Origin of the sequence: Streptomyces sp. NPDC007157, from assembly GCF_040634235.1 — a bacterium.
Classification (GTDB): Bacteria; Actinomycetota; Actinomycetes; order Streptomycetales; family Streptomycetaceae; genus Streptomyces.
Window position 1 is genome coordinate 107,974 of sequence record NZ_JBEYFE010000008.1, and the last position, 19,133, is coordinate 127,106.

Below are 19,133 nucleotides of genomic sequence, written 5' to 3' on the forward strand. Positions count from 1 at the left end.
GCGGGCCCTACCGTGCCGATGTGCGCGAGAAGCTGAGGGTGGCGGCCTACGCCGTGTGCGTCCGTGACGGACAGATCCTGCTGGCCCGGTCGCCCGATGACGACGGCGTGCCCGAGTGGGTCCTGCCCGGTGGCGGCATGGAGCACGGCGAGGACCCCTACGACACGGTCCGCCGCGAGCTCATGGAGGAGACCGGCTACCGCATCGAGGTGACCGGACTGCTGGGCATCGACTCCCTCCGGCACCACTTCGCCGCCGAGGGCCCGCTGTGCCTGCCCACCGACCACCACAGCGTGCGGATCGTCTACACCGGCGAGATCGTCGGCGGCGAGCTGAGGAACGAGGTGAACGGCTCCACCGACATGGCCGCCTGGCACGACCTCGACGCCGTACCGGACCTCCGGCACATCCGGCTGGTCGACGTCGCGCTGCGGCTGTGGCGGGAGCGGCCGGCGGCGGGGCGGTTCGCACCGGAGCAGTCGTCGCAGTCGTAAGCGCCGGAGACCCTCCCCTTCCCCGGCAGATGAACGCGGAGTGACCGGACCCCGGCCGCCCGCAATCCGCTCCATGACCGGTCCCCACCTCGCCTGATCCACGTACGGTGATCGGCGTTGCGCGTTGCCGCCGCGTTCACGCGCAGGCCATCCCCGATGCCAACGATCCAGAGTGAGCGGGAAGTTCGCGGAAGCGATCGCCCGTGACCACTGCCGGACGCGTTCGCACTCGGGGAGACCGCGCCATGTCGCGCATACGCTCAGTCGCCACCTCCGCGGCCCAGAAGGGCCGCGAGGCACTGGAGATCAACCGTCGTACCGTGCTCGCCGCCGCCGGAGCCGTCTCGCTCTCCGCGGGCGTCGGCTACGCCCTGCGCCCCACCGACAGCCAGGCCGCGCCCGCCGCGACCGACGAGCCGCAGCCGGTCGCCGAGGGCCGCCAGGCCGCCGCGGCGCCCCTCGCGCCGTACACCAAGGGCACCACCCTCGCCTCCGTCGCCGCGCCCCGCACCGGCTCCGGCTACCGGCGGCTCGGCGACGGCGCCGGCTGGTCGCGCGTGGTCCGCTCCGACCTGGCCGCCGCCAAGTCCGGCCGGGCGAGCCGCCGTACCGCCCTGGCCGCATTCGTGCAGTTCACCGACCTGCATCTGATGGACGTCCAGCACCCGCTGCGCCTGGAGTACCTGCGCGCCCACGACCCGCACGCCTGGCGCCCCCACGAGGCGCTCACCGTGCCCGGTGCCATCTCCCTCGTCGAGCGCGTGAACGCGCTGCGCGGCGCCCCCGTCACCGGCTCCCCGCTGCACTTCGTGATGACGACCGGCGACAACACCGACAACAACGCCCACTCCGAGCTGGAGTGGTTCATGAAGGTGATGAGCGGCGGCCGGATCACCCCCAACAGCGGTGACCCCAAGCACTACGAGGGCGTGCAGAACAGCGGCCTCAAGCTGTACTGGCAGGCGAGCTCCACCGTCCGCGACGGCGACAAGGCGCTCGGCTTCCCGCACCTGGCGGGCTTCCTCGCCGCCGCGATCCGCGAGGTGAACAGCCCCGGCCTCAACCTCCCCTGGTACTCCACCGTCGGCAACCACGACACGCTGCCGCTCGGCTGCTACGGCTCGCACGCCGACCCCTACCTGGCCGCGGCCGCGATCGCCGGCAAGAAGCTGATGACGGTGACCGACGCCGAGGCCAAGAAGCTCCAGGACTCCATCCGCACCGCCCGGGACCCCAAGGGCAGCGGCTACCGCGACTTCCTGAAGGCCCACGCCCGTTCGATGCGCTCGGTCACGGCGGACGAGAAGCGCGCCCCCTACACGGCGTCGGACTACCTCAAGGCCCACCTGGACCCGGCCCACCAGGGCCTCGGCCCGGTCGGCCACGGCTACTCCTCCGCGAACCTGGCCGCGGGCACCCAGTACTACGCCTTCCGTATCTCCGACGACGTCATCGGCATCAGCCTCGACACGACGGACGCCGGCGGCCACTACGACGGATCGATCGGCTCGGTCCAACTGGCCTGGCTGGAGCGGACCCTGCGGGAGAACAAGGACTCCTACGCGGTCGTCTTCAGCCACCACACCAGCCGGACGATGACCAACACCCGCCCCGACCCCGCCCACCCGAGCGACCGCCGCCACTCGGGCGCCGAGCTGGTCACCCTCCTCAACCGGCACGCCAACGTGCTGGCCTGGGTGAACGGCCACATCCACCGCAACCTCATCACCCCGCACAAGGCCTCGAACGGCAACTCGTTCTGGGAGGTCACCACCGCCTCGCACGTGGACTACCCGCAGCTGGCCCGGGTCGTGGAGCTGGCGGACAACAAGGACGGCACGGTCTCGCTCTTCACCACGCTGATCGAGTCCGCCGCCCCGCACCGCACGGACTTCTCCGACCTCTCCCAGACCGGCCTCGCGGCTCTTTACCGCGAACTGGCCTTCAACGCCCCCGGTTCCAGCAAGGTCCTGGGCGGCGACCCGGCGGACCGGAACACGGAGCTGGTCCTCAAGAAGGGCTGAAACTCACCCAACCGGCCCACAGCCGGGCAACCTCGCCGATCACGGCGGTGTCCCTCCCCCCGACCGAGTCCGACGACCACGTCGACTCGACCGGTGACCCAACTGGGGGAGAGACATGTACGTACGTACGACACTGGTGGCGGCCACGGCCCTGGCCGCCTCGGCGGCACTGGTGGCACCGGCGGTGGCGGCACCCGCCGCCGGCCACCAGGCCACCCGCGAGGCGGTGCGGGCCGCGGTCGCGGCCGGCGTGCCCGGGGTGACCGCCACGGCCCGCGACCCGCACGGCACCTGGTCGACGACGGCCGGGGTGGGCGACACCCGCACCGGCGCCCCGCGTTCCGCGTCCGACCACTACCGGGTCGGCAGCATCACGAAGACCTTCGTCTCCACGGTCCTGCTCCAACTGGAGGCGGAGGGCCGCCTGTCCCTGGACGACACGGTGGACAAGTGGCTGCCCGGAGTGGTCCGCGGCCACGGCAACGACGGCCGCCGCGTCACCGTCCGCCAGCTCCTCGACCACACCAGCGGCATCTTCAACTACACGGCGGACGAGGACTTCGGCCGCGCGTACTTCCTGAAGGACGGCTTCTTCCGGCACCGCTACGACACCCTGACACCCGCCGACCTGCTGGGAATCGCGATGAAGCACAAGCCCGCGTTCGCACCGGGGACGAGCTGGTCCTACTCCAACACGAACTACGTCCTGGCCGGCATGGTGATCAAGGCGGTGACCGGTCACTCGTACGCCCGGGAGATCACGCACCGGGTCATCGAGCCGCTCCACCTGACCGGCACGTCCCTCCCCGGCACCCGCACCACCCTCCCGCGCCCGAGCAGCCGCGCCTACTCGAAACTGACCGACCCGGCCGGCCCCACCTACGACGTCACCACCCTCAACCCCTCGATGGCCTCCTCGGCCGGCGAGATGATCTCCACCTCCGCCGACCTGACCCGCTTCTACGAGGCCCTGCTGCGCGGCCGCCTCCTCCCCGCGTACCAGCTGAAGGAGATGAAGACCACGGTCCCCGTCCCCGGCGACCCCAACAGCGCCTACGGCCTCGGCCTGATCGACCACACCCTCTCCTGCGGCGTCCACGTCTGGGGCCACGACGGCGGCATCCACGGCTCCACCTCCACGGCGGCCACCACCGCCGACGGCCGCCACGCCCTGGCCGCCAACTTCAACGGCGACTGGAAGGGCGACCCGGGCACGGTCCTGGACGCGGAGTTCTGCGGGGACTGACCGCCTTCCGCGAGCGCCCGAAAAGAAATCCGGCGGCGATGTCGAGAACGCGCGGTCCGCTCCGTCCCAGGGATGAGCGCGGCCACAATGGGTCGCACCAGCACCGAGGAGAACCACCATGGCCAAGTACCTGCTGCTGAAGCACTACCGAGGCGCCCCGGCATCGGTCAACGACGTGCCCATGGACCAGTGGACGCCCGAGGAGATCTCGGCCCACCTGCAGTACATGAACGACTTCGCGGCGCGGCTGGAGAAGAGCGGCGAGTTCGTCGACAGCCAGGCGCTGGCTCCGGAGGGGACGTTCGTCCAGTACGGCGGTGAGGGGCGGCCGCCGGTCACCGACGGACCGTTCGCGGAGACCAAGGACCTCATCGCCGGCTGGATGATCATCGACGTCGACAGCTACGAGCGTGCCGTCGAGCTGGCGGGGGAGCTGTCGGCCGCCCCCGGGGCCGGGGGCAGGCCGATCCACGAGTGGCTGGAGCTGCGCCCGTTCTACGGCGTGCGGCCCACGATCACGGAATGACCCCGGAGGTGAACGAGGCTCTGATCCGGAGCCTCACGCCGGGCGTGCTCGGGATCCTCGTCCGCCGCGGAGCCGATTTCGCGGCGGCCGAGGACGCCGTACAGGACGCGCTCGTCGAGGCGCTCCGGGTCTGGCCTGCCGACCCGCCGCGGGACCCGAAGGGCTGGCTGGTCACCGTGGCCTGGCGCAGGTTCCTCGACGCCACCCGGGCGGACACCGCCCGCCGCCGGCGCGAGGACCTCGTCGACGAGGAGCCGGCCCCCGGGCCGGCGCCCGCGGGGGACGACACGCTCCAGCTCTACTTCCTGTGCGCCCACCCGTCCCTGACCCCGTCGTCCGCGGTCGCGCTCACGCTGCGCGCCGTCGGCGGCCTCACCACCCGGCAGATCGCCCAGGCCTACCTGGTCCCGGAGGCGACGATGGCCCAGCGCATCAGCCGGGCCAAGCGCACCGTCTCCGGCGTGCGCTTCGACCGGCCCGGCGATGTCGCCACCGTGCTGCGCGTCCTCTACCTGGTCTTCAACGAGGGGTACTCCGGCGACGTCGACCTCGCCGCCGAGGCCATCCGGCTCACCCGGCAGCTCGCCGCCTCGATCGACCACCCCGAGGTGGCGGGCCTGCTCGCCCTCATGCTGCTCCACCACGCCCGCCGTGCCGCCCGGACCGCGCCCGACGGCAGCCTGGTCCCGCTCGCCGAGCAGGACCGCGGCCGCTGGGACACCCGCCTGATCGCCGAGGGCGTCGCGATCCTCCAGACGGCCCTCGCCCGCGACCGGCTCGGCGAGTTCCAGGCCCAGGCCGCGATCGCCGCGCTCCACGCGGACGCGCCCACCGCCGGGGAGACCGACTGGGTGCAGATCGTCGAGTGGTACGACGAACTCGCGCGCCTGACCGACAGCCCGGTGGTCCGGCTCAACCGCGCGGTCGCCGTGGGCGAGGCCGACGGACCCCGCGCCGGGCTGGCCGCGCTGGCGGCGCTCGACCCCGCCCTGCCCCGGCACACCGCGGTCGCCGCCTACCTCCGCGAGCGCGACGGCGACCTGGCGACCGCGGCCCGGCTCTACGCCGAGGCGGCCCGGAAGGCGACCCACCTCGCCGAACGCGACCATCTGACCCGTCAGGCCGCCCGGCTCAACGCCCGCCGCGACCGTCACTGACACCGTCGTACGTTCGGGTGGCGCGCTTGCCGATTTTTTGCCGTCCGCCGGGTCGGCCCCGTGCCTCCCGCCGCCCCGACAAGGTCCCGTAAAACCGCAGGTCAGAAGGGTGACAACGAGAGTCGTCGGACGATGCCGCGAGTGACGGTCCCAGTACCCGCCGTGTAAATGAATCGGACTCCGATACGAGACATACCGTTCATCCGAATGAAACGTCCGTACCGCCTCATATCGGCTAACCCGCGGTTCCCGGGGATGGCTCGATCTGGTGCAAGGCAGGTGGTCGTGTGGGCGCTCGGCTCGGACTTCGTGTGCTCTCGGTCTACGAGGGTTTTTTCTCCGGGGGAGCCCGGATCGTGCACAGTGATGTGCTGCTCGGCCTCGTCGAGGGCGGTCAGCAGTGGCATCGCGTGTTGAGTCTGCACGGTGAGGTCCACCGGGAAGCCACCACGCAACGGATGGAGGACGACGCCTGCTACCGCGCCCTCACCGCCGGCGGCATCGACGTCACCTCCCTCGGCCGTACCGCGGGCCTCGTCGACGGCACTGTCGCGGCGTCGGTTTTCAGCGGACCCGAGTTGGCCGATACCGCGCGGGCGATGGCCGGCGCGGACGTCATCCTCTCCCTGAAGGAGCAGCCGCTCGCGCTCCTCAACCAGGCCGGGCTGCCCCGTCGCCCCGTCGTCGTCTGCCTGCACCGGTCCGACCCGGAGAACCAGGGCCCGGCGCTGGACGAACTGAAGGCAGCCATCGCGGACGGCACGGTGGTCGCCTGCGTGTGCTGCGCCGAGTCGACGCGGGACGCGTACGAGGCCGCCGGCATCCCCGGTGAGCTGCTGCACCTCATCCCGAACGGGGTCGACCTGCTCCGTTTCCGCCCGGACGCGGCGGCGCGCCTCGCGTTCCGCGAGTCCGCCGGGATCCCGGCCACCGCCCCCGTCGTCGTCTTCGCCGCCCGGTACGCGGGCATGAAGAACGTGCCGCTCTTCCTGCGGGCGGCCCGGGCGTGGCTGGCCCGTGAGGGCGGTGGGCACGTGGTCATGTGCGGCGCCGGGATGACCGAGGACAACCCGGCCCTCTGGGCCGACATGGAGATCGCCTTCGGCGCCGACCGGGCCGCCCTCGGCGACCGCGTGCACCTCTTGGGCGTACGGCACGACATGGAGGCCGTCTATGCCGGCTCCGACGTCGTCGCCCTCACCTCCGTCTCCGGCGAGGCGGCGCCGCTCTGCCTGATCGAGGGCATGATGTGCGGCGCCGTACCGGTGACGACCGACGTCGGCGACAGCGCGTCGATCGTGGCGGGCCACGGTCTCGTGACGCCCTTCGACCCCGACGCGATCGCCTTCGCGTGGTCGGCGGCGGTGGCCGAGCGGGACGCGTTCGCACCGGCGCTGCTGGCGAGCCGCGAGCGGTTCAGCCGTACCCGGATGATCGCCGCGTACGCCGACCTGCTCGACCGCGTCGCCGGCGACGTGCGCGACGAACTGCGCCCAGGCGTCAGCGGGCAGTAGGAGAGCGGGCCGGTGAAGGGCCGCCGCGACGTGAGGAGGGGCCGCCGGTCCCCCTCCGACCGGCGGCCCCTCCTCTCCCCTCCTGGCGGCGACCCCCCTCGTTATCGGGGCAGCACCACGACATACGCGGCCGGGTCCCGGTCGTCGGCCGCCATCAGTGCCGTACGGATCACCGCCGCCTGCTGCTCCATCGCGTCGCGGAGCTTCTTCGGGGTGAGGTGGACGACGGTGATGCCCAGCCGCTCCAGGTGCTCGCGCTTGCAGGCGTATTCGGACCACAGGGCGTCGTCGTCCTGCCGGTCGCCCTGGCGCGGGGCCCGGGTGTCCAGTTCGACCGCCACCGCCTGCTCGGGCCAGTAGGCGTCCAGGCCGCCCAGGTGGGGGCCGCCGGGCAGGCGCAGGTCCACGTTCCACACCGGGGCGGGCAGGCCGTACTCGTGGACCATCCGGTAGAGGCGGTCCTCGGCGATGGCCCGGCCCTCGGCGACCAGTGAGTCGACGGCGTCCACCACGTGCGGGCGGGACAGCAGCTTCGCCTCGTTCAACGCCCTTACCACCGCGGCCGGTTCGCAGTGGTGGCCGCGGACCGCCTCCGTCAGCAGCCGTCGTACCGCCTCCGCGTCGGTCAGGTCCGCCACCGCGTCCGCGAGGGCGCGCGGGACCGGGGCGACGGGCAGGCCGGTCACCGGCTCGGGGGTCGGCAGGGCCGAGGTGCGGAGCACCCGGACGTAGGAGGTGGAGCGGATCCGGCGCAGGCGCGGGACCAGGACGTCCACGTGGTCCAGGGAGAGGAGCGGCGGGGTGGCGGAGAAGCCGTGGAGGGTCAGCGCCGCCAGACCCGTGATCATCGCCTCCGGGTAGACCGTGCGGTGCGGGGAGTCGGCGCCCGGCTGGACCGGGACGCCGGGGGCCGGCTCACGGGCGGCGAACAGCAGCGCTCCGTGCAGGCGTTCCTCGCTGGTCGGCGGGCCGGGGTGGAGCAGGATCACCCCGGGGAGCAGCTGCTGCCAGGGGCCGTCCGCCCGGCACTGCTCGGTGATCTCGGTGGCCGGGACGCCGTGGGAACGGAGTTGAGCCGTCGTCAGCACCCGGCGGTGGACGTCGGAGAGGTGGCGGAGGGGGCGGGGGGAGAGCGGGGTGTTGTGGGTCATGGACCGGAGATTCCCTTGTCCGGTCTGCCCGTTAACCGCTGTTACGTTCCTGTTGAAGAATGCGGACAGAATGATGCTAAAGGTCAGGTGTTCGAGTGCCGAGTAGGGGGCGAAAACCCCTGGTCCGATCGGGTGCGGACCAGGGGTTACGGTCATGATTGACTGAATTCCGTAACGGTCACCCGGCGGGAAACCCAAGGCCAAAGGTCAGCCGGTCACGGCCCGCGCGTCGCACTCCTGTCCGCGCAGCGTCCGGGCCAGGTCGTCGCGGGCCTCCAGGACCAGCCGGCGCAGCGCGGGCGGCGCGTCGGCGTGCGCCGTCAGCCAGGCGTCCGTCGCCTCCAGCGTCTCCGGGCGGTCCTGGAGCGAGGGGTACAGGCCCCGGACCACGTCCATGCCGATCTGGATCGAGCGGTCCTCCCAGATCCGCGCGATGACCTCGAAGTACTTCTCCGCGTAGGGCGCCAGCAGGTCCCGCTGCGACGACTGGGCGAAGCCCGCGATCGTCGCCTCCACCAGCGCGTTGGACAGCGCCTGCGACTCCACGACCTGCGCCCAGGCCTGCGCCTTCACGGCCGCCGAGGGCCGGGCGGCCAGGCAGCGCACCTGGTGGCGCTTGCCGGACGCGGTGTCGTCGCGGGTCAGTTCGGCCGTCAGCGCGGACTCGTCGGCCACGCCGTGCGCGGCGAGGGGTTCGAGGAACGCCCAGCGCAGCTCCTGGTCGACGTCCAGGCCGTCGATCGTGGCCGTGCCCGACAGCAGCTCCTGGAGCAGCCGGAAGTCGGCCCCGTCCGCCGCCGTCGACGCGAAGAACCGCGCCCAGGCCAGCTGGTGCTCGCTGCCCGGCTCGGCCTGCCGCAGCTCCCGCAGGGCGCCCTCCGCGAGCCGCCGCCCGGCCGTCTCCCGCCGCTCGGGCGCCACGTAGTTCACCAGCGCCGAGTTCGCCCACGCGTGCAGCATCTGCAGCACCCCGATGTCCGACTCGCGGCTCGCGAACCGCAGCACCAGGTCGACGAAGTCCCGGGCCGGCAGCAGCGCGTCCCTGGTCAGGTTCCACAGCGCCGACCAGCACAGGGCGCGGGCCAGCGGGTCGGTCAGGGCGCCCAGGTGGTCCCGGAGCGTCGCCAGCGAGGTGTCGTCGAAGCGGATCTTGCAGTAGGTGAGGTCGTCGTCGTTGACCAGGACCAGCTCCGGGGCCTCGGCGCCGGCCAGGTCGGCGATCACCGTGCGCGGGCCGTCGACGTCCGTCTCCGCGCGCGCGTACCGCTCCAGCTCGCCCTCGGCCGTACGGCGGTAGAGGCCGACCGCGACCCGGTGCGGGCGCAGCTCGGGATGCGACTCGGCGGCCTCCTGCACCACCGCCACCTCGGCCACCCTGCCGTCCCCGTCCAGCAGCACCTGTGGGGTCAGCGAGTTCACCCCCGCCGTCTGGAGCCACTTCCCGGCCCAGGCGCTCATGTCCCGGCCGCTGGTCTCCTCAAGGACCGACAGCAGATCACCGAGCCGGGTGTTGCCGTACGCGTTGCGCTTGAAGTAGCGGCGGGCGCCCTCCAGGAAGGCGTCCTGGCCGACGTAGGCCACCAGCTGCTTGAGGACGGAGGCGCCCTTGGCGTAGGTGATGCCGTCGAAGTTGAGCTTGGCGTCCTGCAGGTCGCGGATGTCGGCCGTGATCGGGTGCGTGGACGGCAGCTGGTCGGCGCGGTAGGCCCAGGCCTTGCGGCGGTTGGCGAAGGTGGTCCAGGCGTTGGTGAAACGGGTCGCGTTGACGTTCGCGAAGGTGCCCATGAAGTCCGCGAAGGACTCCTTCAGCCACAGGTCGTCCCACCACACCATGGTGACCAGGTCGCCGAACCACATGTGCGCCATCTCGTGCAGGATGACGTTGGCCCGCGCCTCGTAGGACGCCTGGGTCACCTTGCCCCGGAAGATGTACTCCTCCCGGAACGTGACCAGACCCGGGTTCTCCATCGCGCCGAGGTTGTACTCGGGCACGAACGCCTGGTCGTACTTCCCGAACGGGTACGGGTAGTCGAAGTGGTCGTGGAAGAAGTCCAGGCCCTGCTTGGTGACGAGGAAGACGTCGTCCGCGTCGAAGTAGGGGGCCAGGCCCTTGCGGCACATCGCGCCGAGCGGGATCTCCAGCGTCGTCCCGTCGGGGAGCGTGCGCGCGTACGCGTCCGTCACGTAGTGGTACGGGCCCGCCACCACGCACGTGATGTACGTCGAGATCGGCTTCGTCTCCGCGAACCGCCACACCCCGTCGGCGAGTTCACCGGCCCCGTTGCTCCACACCGTCCACTCCTCGGGCGCCCGCACCTCGAAGCGGAACGGCGCCTTGAGGTCCGGCTGCTCGAAGTTGGCGAAGACCCGGCGGGAGTCGGCCGGCTCGTACTGCGTGTAGAGGTAGACCTCGCCGTCCTCGGGGTCGACGAAGCGGTGCAGGCCCTCGCCGGTGCGGGAGTAGGCGCACCGGGCGTCCACCACCAGCTCGTTCTCCGCGGCCAGGTCCTCCAGGAGGATCCGGGTGCCGTCGAAGACCTCGCCCGGGTCCAGGTCCTTGCCGTTCAGTGTCACCGCGGTCACGCCCGGCGCGATCAGGTCGGCGAAGCTCGCCGCGCCCGGCTCGTTGCAGCGGAAGCGGATCGTGGTCACCGAGCGGAAGGTGCGTGGCTCGCTTTGGCCCTCGCCGACGGCCGACCGCACGTCCAGCGACACGTCGTAGCCGTCCACCGACAGCAGGGCGGCCCGCTCCCGGGCCTCGTCGCGGGACAGATTCTCACCGGGCACGGGCGGCACTCCCTCATGGTTGTCGGTACGCCGGAACAGCACCGATCCTCCCATGCGCTCCTGACCACGGGCACCCGGGAATGGGGTGGCCGTGGTCGGTGTTGCGGATCGAAAAGGACCGTATTCCGAGGAGAACCATGTCCGAGACCGTGACGAGTTCCGGCAAGACCCCCGTCGACTTCTGGTTCGACCCGCTGTGCCCCTGGGCCTGGATGACCTCCCGATGGGTCCTGGAAGTGGAGAAGGTCCGCGACATCGAGGTCCGCTGGCACATCATGAGCCTCGCGGTGCTCAACGAGCCCAGGCTCGACGAGCTGCCCGAGGAGTACCGGGAGCTGCTGGAGACCAAGGCGTGGAAGCCGATCCGCGTGGTCACCGCGGCCTGGCAGAAGCACGGCGCCGACGTCCTCGGCCCGCTGTACACCGCGCTCGGCACCCGTATCCACAACAACGGTGAGGGCCCGACCGTGGAGGCCGTCGCGGGCGCGCTCGCGGACGTCGGTCTGCCGGCCGACCTGATCGACTACGCCGACCAGGAGGACTTCGAGTTCGACGCGGAGCTGCGCGCCTCCCACAAGGAGGGCATCGACAAGGTCGGCCAGGACGTCGGCACCCCGGTCATCGCGGTCCCCGGCCCGGACGGCGAGCAGATCGCCTTCTTCGGCCCGGTCGTCACCCCCGCCCCCAAGGGCGAGGAGGCGGCCCGCCTGTGGGACGGCACCCTCGCGGTCGCCTCCGTCCCCGGCTTCTACGAGATCAAGCGGACCCGCACCAAGGGCCCCGACTTCAGCAACCTGTAGACGTCGGCGCGCCCGCGACCTGATCGGCGCCCTGCCGTCCGGCCCGGTCGCGGGCCCTGACGAACCCCTACGGGAAAGCCCCCGCGAGTCACGTCCTCGCGGGGGCCTCCTTTTTTCCGCCTGCCCCCGTGAGCGGTGAGAAGACGATCACGAGGCAGGGCGCATCGGTGGCTCAGGGAGCCGGCAGCAGCACATCCGCGCGGGACCTGGCGGCCGCGAGACGGCGGGCCACGTCCTGCCAGTTGACGACGGCCCACATGGCGTCGATGAAGTCGACCTTCTGGTTCTTGTACTGGAGGTAGAAGGCGTGCTCCCAGGCGTCGAAGACCAGGATCGGGATGGCGCCCTGGCCGACGTTGCCCTGGTGGTCGTAGACCTGCTCGACGATCAGCCGGCCGCTGAGCGGCTCGTGGGCGAGGACCCCCCAGCCCGAACCCTGGGTGGTGGCCGCGGCCTTGGTGAGCTGGGCCTTGAAGCCGGCGAAGGAGCCGAAGGACTCGGTGATCGCGTCGGCCAGGTCGCCCACGCCGTCGGCGGCCAGCGGCTCGCCGCCGCCGTCCTTCGGGCCGGTCATGTTCTGCCAGTAGATGCTGTGCAGGATGTGGCCCGAGAGATGGAAGGCCAGGTTCTTCTCCAGGCCGTTGACGGAGCCCCAGGTCTCCTTGTCCCGTGCCTCCGCGAGCTGCTCCAGCGTGTCGTTGGCGCCCTTGACGTAGGCGGCGTGGTGCTTGTCGTGGTGCAGCTCGATGATCTCGGGGCTGATCACGGGCGCGAGCGCGGAGTAGTCGTAGGGCAGTTCAGGGAGCGTGTAGACGGGCATGGGAGTGAGTCCCCTCCGGACCTCTTATTGCAACAGACTTGCAACTACACGTTAGCAACAATAAGCCTGGTGCGGGCAAGAGGCGAGGCCCCCACGTGTCGTCACGTGAGGGCCTCGAGGGACGGGCGGGGAGTCAGGCGCCGGCGCTCCGCCGCTGCCGGACGTAGCCCACCGCCGCGAGCACGGCGGTCATCCCGCCCGTGTAGTACAGCTGCGCACGGGTGTCCGCCTCACGGGCCATCAGGACGAAGACCGCCGTCATGCCGGCCAGCGCCAGCCACGTCAGATACGGGAACGCCCACATCCGGACGACCGGCTGCCGGGGGGTCTCCCGCTCCTGGCGGCGGCGGAGCAGCAGTTGGGAGACGGCGATGAAGACCCAGACCACCAGGATCACCGCGCCGATCATGTTGAGCAGCCAGGGGAAGACGTCGTCCGGACGCCAGTGGCTGAGCACGACACAGACGAAACCGAAGACGCAGGAGGTGAGGACCGCGAGGCGCGGCACGCCGCCGGAGACCCTGGCCAGCGCCCTGGGGCCGTGGCCGCGCTCCACCAGGGAGTGGGCGATGCGCGAGGAGCCGTAGACGTTGGCGTTCATCGCGGAGAGCAGGGCGACCAGGACGACCACGTTCATCACCTGGCCGGCGCCGGGAATGCCCAGGTGGTCGAGGGCGGCGACGTACGGGCCCTTCTCGACGACCTCCTTCGAGTCCCAGGGGACCAGGGTGACGATGACCGCCATCGAGCCGATGTAGAACAGGGCGATGCGCCACATGGCGGTGCGCACCGCGCTCGCCACGCCCCGCACCGGGTCCTCCGACTCGGCCGCCGCGATGGTGACCGTCTCCAGGCCGCCGTAGGCGAAGACCGAGGCGAGCAGGCCGACGATCAGGCCCTCGCCGCCGTTCGGGAGGAAATCGGTGAGATGGGTGGTGCCCGGGGAGTCCGTGCCCGGGAGCACGCCGGCGATCGCCAGGACGCCCAGGATCAGGAACAGGCTGATCGCGCCGACCTTCAGCGCCGCGAACCAGAACTCGAACTCGCCGAAGTTGCGCACCGCGGCCAGGTTCGTGACACAGAAGACGACCATGAAGAGGGCCACCCAGGCCCACTCCGGGGTCCCCGGCAGCCAGCCGGTCACGATCTTCGCGGCGCCGATGCCCTCCAGGCCCACGGCCGTGCAGAGCAGGACCCAGAAGGACCAGCCCGCCGTGAAGCCCGCCCAGGGGCCGATCGCCCGTTCCGCGTGCGCCGAGAAGGAACCCGACGACGGATGGGCGGCCGACATCTCGCCCAGCATCCGCATCACCAGCATCACGAGCAGGCCGGAGAGGGTGTAGGCGATGACGACCGACGGGCCGGCGGCGGCGATCCCCGCGCCGGAGCCCACGAACAGACCCGCGCCGATGACACCCCCCAGGGCGATCATCGAGAGGTGGCGCTGTCTGAGGCCGTGGGAGAGGGAGGCGTCGGCGTCCCGTGCGGGCGGCTTCTCGACCTGGGTGGTGCTGTGCGGCATGGGCGCGGCTCGTCCAATGCGTGAGATGGGCAAAAACGCCCACAGTCTGGGCGGCCGCTCCGCTCACGGGGAGCGGCCGCCCACTATCCGGACGACCCGCTAACGCACCGCGGTCACGCGGCTACGGTCGTGTAGTGCGAGGCGTCGCCCGCGATCGAGTAGCTCTCCTTGCCCTCGGTGCCCACCGGGACGTCACCGGCGAGGGTCACCCGGTGCAGCCGGCGCGGCAGGCCGTCGTAGTTGTCGATGGCGTAGTGCTGGGTGATCCGGTTGTCGAAGATCACCAGCTGGTTCGGCGACCAGCGGTGCCGCAGGATGTTCTCCGGCCGGGTGACGTACGCCTGGAGCAGGTCGAGGATCTTGCGGGACTCCGACGGCGAGAGGCCCACGATCCGCTGCGCGAAGCCGCCGATGAACAGACCGCGTTCGCCGGTCAGCGGGTGGACCCGGACCACCGGGTGGACCGTGCGGTAGGTGATCGAGGTGAACTGGGCGCGCTGGGCGGCCTGCTCCTCGTCGATCTCCTCGTCGGACACGGCGTAGTCGTAGTCGTTGGTGTGCTCCGCCCACAGGGTGTCGGCCAACTGGCGCAGGGGTTCCGGGAGCTGGCGGTAGGCGGCGGCCGAGCTGGCGATCAGGGTCTCGCCGCCGTACGGCGGGACGGTGACCGAGCGCAGGGTGGTGGCCTGCGGCGGGTTGAGGACGAAGGTCACGTCCGTGTGCCAGTGGTTGGCGGCCCGGCCGCGCTCGCTGTCGACCGGGAGGACGTTCGGGACGCCGGCGATCGAGGAGACCGTCGGATGGGCGGTGGTGACCTCGCCGAAGTGCCGGACGAACGCCTGCTGGGCGTCGTCGTCGAGGTTCACGTCGTCGAAGACGAGCGCCTTGTGCGTGCTGAGGGCCTCGCGGATCGCGGCGGCGGTCTGAGCGCCGAGCGGCCGGGAGATGTCGACGCCGGAGACCCGGGCGCCGATGTTCGCGGTGATCTTGGTGATCTCGAGGGACATCGCGGTTCCTTTCGGATGAGCTTCAGACGAGCACGGGGCCGACGTACTGGTTGGCGGGGCGGGGGAGGCCGTAGCGCTCCCGCAGGGTGCGGCGCGGGCCGTACTCCGTGCGCAGCAGTCCGCGGGCGCGCAGGATCGGTACGACGTGGTCGACGAAGGCCTCCAGGCCGGAGGGCAGCACCGGCGGCATGATGTTGAAGCCGTCGGCGGCGCCCTGGGTGAACCAGGTCTCGATCGCGTCGGCGATCTGCTCGGGTGTCCCGGCGAAGGTCAGATGGCCGCGGCCGCCGCCGAGCCGGCCGATCAGCTGCCGCACGGTGAGCCGCTCGCGGCGGGCCAGCTCGACGACCAGCGTGTAGCGGCTCTTGGCCCCCTCGACGGCGTCCTCGGACGGCAGGTCGGCCGGCAGCCGCGCGTCCAGCTCCAGGGTGCCGGGGGCCAGTTGCAGGAGCCGCTCCAGGCGGTCCACCCCGTGCCGGTGCACGATGTGGTCCTCCAGCAGCCGCTCGTTGGCCTGGGCCTCGGCCTCCGTCGAGCCGATCACCGGGACGATGCCCGGCAGCACCTTGACGTGGTCCGGGTCCCGGCCGGCCGCGGCCGTGCGGGCCTTGAGGTCGGCGTAGAAGGCGCGGGCGTCCTCGATGGTCTGCTGCGCGGTGAACACCGCCTCCGCGTACCGGGCCGCGAACGCCTTGCCGTCCTCGCTGGACCCCGCCTGCACCAGCAGCGGGTAACCCTGCGGGGAGCGCGGCACGTTGAGGGCGCCCTCGACACTGAAGTACGGCCCCTGGTGGCGGGGCGGGTGGATCTTCGCGTCGTCGCCCCAGACGCCGGCCGCCTTGTCGGCGACGATCGCGTCGTCCTCCCAGCTGTCCCAGAGCTTCAGGGCCACGTCGAGGAAGTCGGCGGCCCGCGCGTACCGCTCGGCGTGTGCGGGCTCCGCGTCCAGACCGAAGTTGCGGGCCGCCTCCGCCCCCGCCGTGGTGACGATGTTCCAGCCCGCCCGGCCGCCGCTGACGATGTCCAGGGAGGCGAACCTGCGGGCCAGGTTGTAGGGGGAGTTGTAGGAGGTGGAGGCGGTGGCGATCAGGCCGATGTGCTCGGTGGCGGTCGCCAGCGCGGTCAGCAGGGTGAGGGGTTCGAGCGCCCCCGAGGGCCGCTGCTCGACACCGCCCCACAGGTGCGGGCCGTCGGCGAGGAACAGCGAGTCGAAGGTGCCACGCTCGGCGGTCCTGGCCAGCCGTACGTAGTGCGCGAGGTCGGTGTGCGCGTAGGGGTCGCTCTCCGGGAGGCGCCAGGAGGCCTCGTGGTGACCGGTGTTCATCAGGAAGGCGTTGAGGTGGAGCGGGCGGGTCATGCGGGGTCCTCCGTGACACCGAGGGCGGCGAGCAGCCGCTTCCGATAGAGGGCGCTGGGCTGGGTGCGGTCGACGGTCAGGTCGAGGCCGATCCGGCCGTTCTCCAGGACCAGGACGCGGTCGGCGAGGACGATCGCCTCGTCGACGTCGTGGGTGACGAGCAGCACGGACGGCCGGTGCCGCTTCCACAGCTCGCGCAGCAGGTGGTGCATCTTGATGCGGGTGAGGGCGTCCAGCGCGCCGAACGGCTCGTCGGCAAGGAGCAGTTCGGGCTCGCGGACCAGGGAGCGGGCGAGCGCGGCACGCTGTGCCTCGCCGCCGGACAGCTCGCCCGGCCAGGCCCGCTCCCGGCCGCCGAGACCGACCTCTTCGAGCGCGGAGCGGCCCTTCGCGCCTGCGTCCTTGCCGTCCAGTCCCAGCACCACGTTGTCCAGCACCCGGCGCCAGGGCAGCAGCCGGGAGTCCTGGAAGACCACCGACACCCGTTCCGGGGCGCTGAGTTCCCCGCTGCCGGTGACCCCGTGGTCGAGTCCGGCGACCGCCCGCAGCAGGGTGCTCTTGCCGGAGCCGCTGTGTCCGAGCAGGGCGGTGAACTGCCCGGCGGGCAGGTCGAGGTCGATGCCGTCGAGGACCGTACGGCCCCCGAACGACCTGGTCAGCCCCCGGAGCCGGACGGCGGGGCGGGTCAGTTGCTCAGTGTGCGGCGCCATGACAGCACCCTCCGTTCGATGCCGCGGACCACGGTGTCGGAGACGAGGCCGAAGACGCCGTAGATCAGCAGGCCGACCAGGATGATGTCGCTGCGGCCGTAGTTCTGGGCCTGGAACATCATGTAGCCGAGGCCGCTGGTGGCGTTGATCTGCTCCAGGACGACCAGGCCGAGCCAGGATCCGGTGACACCGAGCCGGAGTCCCACGAAGAATCCGGGCAGCGCGCCGGGGATCACGACCTGCCGGATGAACTGGACCCTCGACAGGTCCAGTACCTCGGCGAGTTCGACGTAGCGGCTGTCGATGGCGGACAGCGCGGCGTGCGTGTTCAGGTAGACCGGGATGTAGACGACGATCGCGATGATGGCGATCTTGAAGGTCTCGCCGATGCCCAGCCAGAGGATGAACAGCGGGATCAGACCGAGGGTCGGGATCGCCCGGTTGATCTGCACGGTCCCGTCGATCAGCGCCTCCCCGGTCCGGCTGAGCCCGGCGGCCAGGGCCAGCAGCACCCCGGCGGTCAGCCCGATCGCGAAGCCGTACCCGGCCCGCTCCACGGAGGTCAGGACGTCGGTGCGCAGCGTCCCCGCCGTCCACAGGTGGACGGCGGTGTCCAGGACGGTCCAGGGCGCCGGGACGGCGCCCGGGTCGAGCTGTCCGGCGGCGGACGCGATCGCCCAGGCGGCGAGGAGGACCAGGGGTCCGGCCAGCCGGGCGGCGGGCAGCCGGCGACCGGGGGAGAGGCGGCGGCGCGGGCGGACCCGGCGGGCCTCCTCCTCGACGGGAACCGGCACGGTGCCGGTGGCCACGGCGGTCATTTCCGGTACTCCGCCGGCACGGCCTTCGCGGCGATGGACTCGAAGCGGTGGTCGAAGAGCGAGGAGACGTCGGTCCTCTTCACGAAGCCGCCCTCCGCCAGCAGATCGGCGGTCTCCTGCTCCCACTTGATCGCCTCGTCCCAGGTCGGCGGGAACAACGGCTTGTTGGCGAGCTTCGTGATGCCCTGGGCCTGGGCGAGGGTCAGGTTCTGGGTCTTCACGTAGAACTCCTCGTTCCAGGTGTCCGGGTTCTCCCACTGCCAGACCAGGCCCTTGGCCCACTGCGGGATGTACGCGGCGACCGCGGCCGCCTTCGCCCGGTCGTTCAGCACCGCCTGCGGGGCCCACAGCAGGTTGAGCAGGTCGACGACGTCGGTGGCGATGGTGTGGGCGCCCTTCGCGCCGTACTGCTGGAGGTAGGCCGGCGCCTGGGTGTTGCCCAGCGGGGCCACGTCCACCTGGCCGGACTGCAGGGCGGTGAGGAACTGGTTGCTGGTCAGCTGCACCAGCCGCACGTCGTCGTAGGCGAGCCCGGCCTCCTTCAGCGCCCGCAGCAGTACGACCCCTTGGGCCTGCCCCTGTGAGAACGCCAGCTTCTTGCCCTTGAAATCGGCGACCGTGCGGATGTCGCTGCCGGGCTTCGTGGCGAAGAGATAGTTGGGTTTGCGGGTGATGTTGATCGCCACGATCTTCGTCGCGAAACCCTGGAACTGCGCCTGGATCGGCGGAATTCCCGCGTTGTTGGCGAGGTCCAGCGACTTGGCGCGGAACGCGTTGATGACATCGGGACCGGCGCCGATGTTCAGCCAGCTCGACACCGTGAACGGCAGCTCGGGCAGTTTCGCCAGCTTGAACTGCAACTGCTGGGTGTTCAGGTAGGAGGCGATCTTCAGGCTGGTACCGGCCGGGACCTTGGCGGCCAGCGGGGCGGTGGACGCGCCCGCCGTCTCGGCGGCGGCCGTGCCGCCGGCGCAGCCGCTGAGCCCGGCCACGGCCGCCGAGGCGCCGAGCAGCGAGGTGAGGAAGAGCCGGCGGTCGATGCCGGAGGGGGACGCAGAGGGCATGGGAGGGCTCCCGGGAGAAAAGCAGCTGAGAAGCAGCAGAAAGGCAGGGAGAATTACCGGCGACAGAAGGCCGGAAAGAGAGATCTCACGCAGCGGGAAATGCGCGCTCGGGGCGCGTCAAGACGTCAGCAACAGA

16 protein-coding genes are annotated in these 19,133 nt (G+C 71.4%); 7 read left to right on the forward strand and 9 right to left on the reverse strand.

Annotated elements, in window-relative coordinates; genetic code table 11:
- Nucleotides 1-20: 20 nt before the first annotated feature.
- The 6 genes from ABZ642_RS16990 (at nucleotide 21) to ABZ642_RS17015 (ending at nucleotide 6,961) form a co-directional block, all read left to right on the forward strand.
- Nucleotides 21-494, forward strand: coding sequence for an NUDIX hydrolase (locus tag ABZ642_RS16990; RefSeq protein ID WP_360483777.1), 474 nt, complete (start codon nucleotides 21-23; stop codon nucleotides 492-494).
- Between the two features lie 245 nt (nucleotides 495-739).
- Entirely contained in the window at nucleotides 740-2,518 is a 1,779-nt protein-coding gene (locus ABZ642_RS16995; protein ID WP_360483780.1) for a TIGR03767 family metallophosphoesterase, read from the forward strand.
- A 115-nt stretch (nucleotides 2,519-2,633) separates the two neighbouring features.
- Complete coding sequence (locus ABZ642_RS17000; protein WP_360483783.1) at nucleotides 2,634-3,764, forward strand: serine hydrolase domain-containing protein; 1,131 nt, start codon at nucleotides 2,634-2,636, stop codon at nucleotides 3,762-3,764.
- A 118-nt stretch (nucleotides 3,765-3,882) separates the two neighbouring features.
- Nucleotides 3,883-4,290 carry a YciI family protein gene (locus tag ABZ642_RS17005; RefSeq protein ID WP_360483786.1) on the forward strand — a complete coding sequence of 136 codons (408 nt, stop codon included), beginning with the start codon at nucleotides 3,883-3,885 and terminating at the stop codon, nucleotides 4,288-4,290.
- Between the two features lie 8 nt (nucleotides 4,291-4,298).
- Nucleotides 4,299-5,447, forward strand: a complete 1,149-nt coding sequence (locus ABZ642_RS17010; RefSeq protein WP_360484344.1) for a DUF6596 domain-containing protein — start codon at nucleotides 4,299-4,301, stop codon at nucleotides 5,445-5,447.
- A 311-nt stretch (nucleotides 5,448-5,758) separates the two neighbouring features.
- Nucleotides 5,759-6,961: a glycosyltransferase gene (locus tag ABZ642_RS17015; RefSeq protein WP_360484347.1), complete on the forward strand. Its 1,203-nt coding sequence runs from the start codon at nucleotides 5,759-5,761 to the stop codon at nucleotides 6,959-6,961.
- 101 nt (nucleotides 6,962-7,062) lie between these two features.
- Here ABZ642_RS17015 and ABZ642_RS17020 read toward each other — a convergent pair whose 3' ends face one another.
- Both ABZ642_RS17020 and pepN read right to left on the reverse strand, forming a co-directional pair.
- Nucleotides 7,063-8,112 (reverse strand): hypothetical protein, encoded by a 1,050-nt coding sequence (locus tag ABZ642_RS17020; protein ID WP_360483789.1) that lies wholly within the window; start codon nucleotides 8,110-8,112, stop codon nucleotides 7,063-7,065.
- A 207-nt stretch (nucleotides 8,113-8,319) separates the two neighbouring features.
- Nucleotides 8,320-10,899 (reverse strand): aminopeptidase N, encoded by a 2,580-nt coding sequence (gene pepN, locus ABZ642_RS17025; RefSeq protein WP_360483791.1) that lies wholly within the window; start codon nucleotides 10,897-10,899, stop codon nucleotides 8,320-8,322.
- Nucleotides 10,900-11,036: 137 nt separating this feature from the next.
- On the opposite strand from pepN, the gene ABZ642_RS17030 reads away from it, so the two are divergent.
- Nucleotides 11,037-11,699 (forward strand): DsbA family protein, encoded by a 663-nt coding sequence (locus ABZ642_RS17030; protein WP_360483794.1) that lies wholly within the window; start codon nucleotides 11,037-11,039, stop codon nucleotides 11,697-11,699.
- Nucleotides 11,700-11,871: 172 nt separating this feature from the next.
- On the opposite strand, the gene ABZ642_RS17035 is transcribed toward ABZ642_RS17030, so the two are convergent.
- The 7 genes from ABZ642_RS17035 to ABZ642_RS17065 all read right to left on the reverse strand — a co-directional run bounded on the left by ABZ642_RS17035 (nucleotide 11,872) and on the right by ABZ642_RS17065 (nucleotide 18,997).
- Nucleotides 11,872-12,519 carry a superoxide dismutase gene (locus ABZ642_RS17035; protein ID WP_360483797.1) on the reverse strand — a complete coding sequence of 216 codons (648 nt, stop codon included), beginning with the start codon at nucleotides 12,517-12,519 and terminating at the stop codon, nucleotides 11,872-11,874.
- 133 nt (nucleotides 12,520-12,652) lie between these two features.
- The gene (locus tag ABZ642_RS17040) at nucleotides 12,653-14,041 is read right to left on the reverse strand and encodes an amino acid permease (RefSeq protein ID WP_360483800.1); all 1,389 of its coding nucleotides are present in this window, start codon (nucleotides 14,039-14,041) and stop codon (nucleotides 12,653-12,655) included.
- A 113-nt stretch (nucleotides 14,042-14,154) separates the two neighbouring features.
- Nucleotides 14,155-15,048, reverse strand: coding sequence for a TauD/TfdA family dioxygenase (locus ABZ642_RS17045; RefSeq protein ID WP_360483803.1), 894 nt, complete (start codon nucleotides 15,046-15,048; stop codon nucleotides 14,155-14,157).
- Between the two features lie 22 nt (nucleotides 15,049-15,070).
- Nucleotides 15,071-16,405 carry an LLM class flavin-dependent oxidoreductase gene (locus ABZ642_RS17050; protein ID WP_360483806.1) on the reverse strand — a complete coding sequence of 445 codons (1,335 nt, stop codon included), beginning with the start codon at nucleotides 16,403-16,405 and terminating at the stop codon, nucleotides 15,071-15,073.
- Entirely contained in the window at nucleotides 16,402-17,115 is a 714-nt protein-coding gene (locus ABZ642_RS17055) for an ABC transporter ATP-binding protein (RefSeq protein WP_360483809.1), read from the reverse strand. Before ABZ642_RS17055 ends, ABZ642_RS17050 begins: the two co-directional genes overlap by 4 nt.
- Nucleotides 17,091-17,933 (reverse strand): ABC transporter permease, encoded by an 843-nt coding sequence (locus ABZ642_RS17060; RefSeq protein ID WP_360483812.1) that lies wholly within the window; start codon nucleotides 17,931-17,933, stop codon nucleotides 17,091-17,093. The genes ABZ642_RS17055 and ABZ642_RS17060 overlap by 25 nt, the downstream gene beginning before the upstream one ends.
- Complete coding sequence (locus ABZ642_RS17065) at nucleotides 17,930-18,997, reverse strand: ABC transporter substrate-binding protein (RefSeq protein ID WP_360483815.1); 1,068 nt, start codon at nucleotides 18,995-18,997, stop codon at nucleotides 17,930-17,932. Before ABZ642_RS17065 ends, ABZ642_RS17060 begins: the two co-directional genes overlap by 4 nt.
- Between the last annotated feature and the right edge of the window lie 136 nt (nucleotides 18,998-19,133).

Coding starts and splice junctions, on each gene's coding strand:
- ABZ642_RS17045 (WP_360483803.1), bottom strand. CDS start 15,048: ATGTCCCTCGAGATCACCAAGATCACCGCGAACATCGGCGCCCGGGTC.
- ABZ642_RS17035 (WP_360483797.1), bottom strand. CDS start 12,519: ATGCCCGTCTACACGCTCCCTGAACTGCCCTACGACTACTCCGCGCTC.
- ABZ642_RS17020 (WP_360483789.1), bottom strand. CDS start 8,112: ATGACCCACAACACCCCGCTCTCCCCCCGCCCCCTCCGCCACCTCTCC.
- ABZ642_RS17005 (WP_360483786.1), top strand. CDS start 3,883: ATGGCCAAGTACCTGCTGCTGAAGCACTACCGAGGCGCCCCGGCATCG.
- ABZ642_RS17060 (WP_360483812.1), bottom strand. CDS start 17,933: ATGACCGCCGTGGCCACCGGCACCGTGCCGGTTCCCGTCGAGGAGGAG.
- ABZ642_RS17050 (WP_360483806.1), bottom strand. CDS start 16,405: ATGACCCGCCCGCTCCACCTCAACGCCTTCCTGATGAACACCGGTCAC.
- ABZ642_RS17065 (WP_360483815.1), bottom strand. CDS start 18,997: ATGCCCTCTGCGTCCCCCTCCGGCATCGACCGCCGGCTCTTCCTCACC.
- ABZ642_RS17055 (WP_360483809.1), bottom strand. CDS start 17,115: ATGGCGCCGCACACTGAGCAACTGACCCGCCCCGCCGTCCGGCTCCGG.
- ABZ642_RS17000 (WP_360483783.1), top strand. CDS start 2,634: ATGTACGTACGTACGACACTGGTGGCGGCCACGGCCCTGGCCGCCTCG.
- ABZ642_RS16995 (WP_360483780.1), top strand. CDS start 740: ATGTCGCGCATACGCTCAGTCGCCACCTCCGCGGCCCAGAAGGGCCGC.
- ABZ642_RS17030 (WP_360483794.1), top strand. CDS start 11,037: ATGTCCGAGACCGTGACGAGTTCCGGCAAGACCCCCGTCGACTTCTGG.
- ABZ642_RS17040 (WP_360483800.1), bottom strand. CDS start 14,041: ATGCCGCACAGCACCACCCAGGTCGAGAAGCCGCCCGCACGGGACGCC.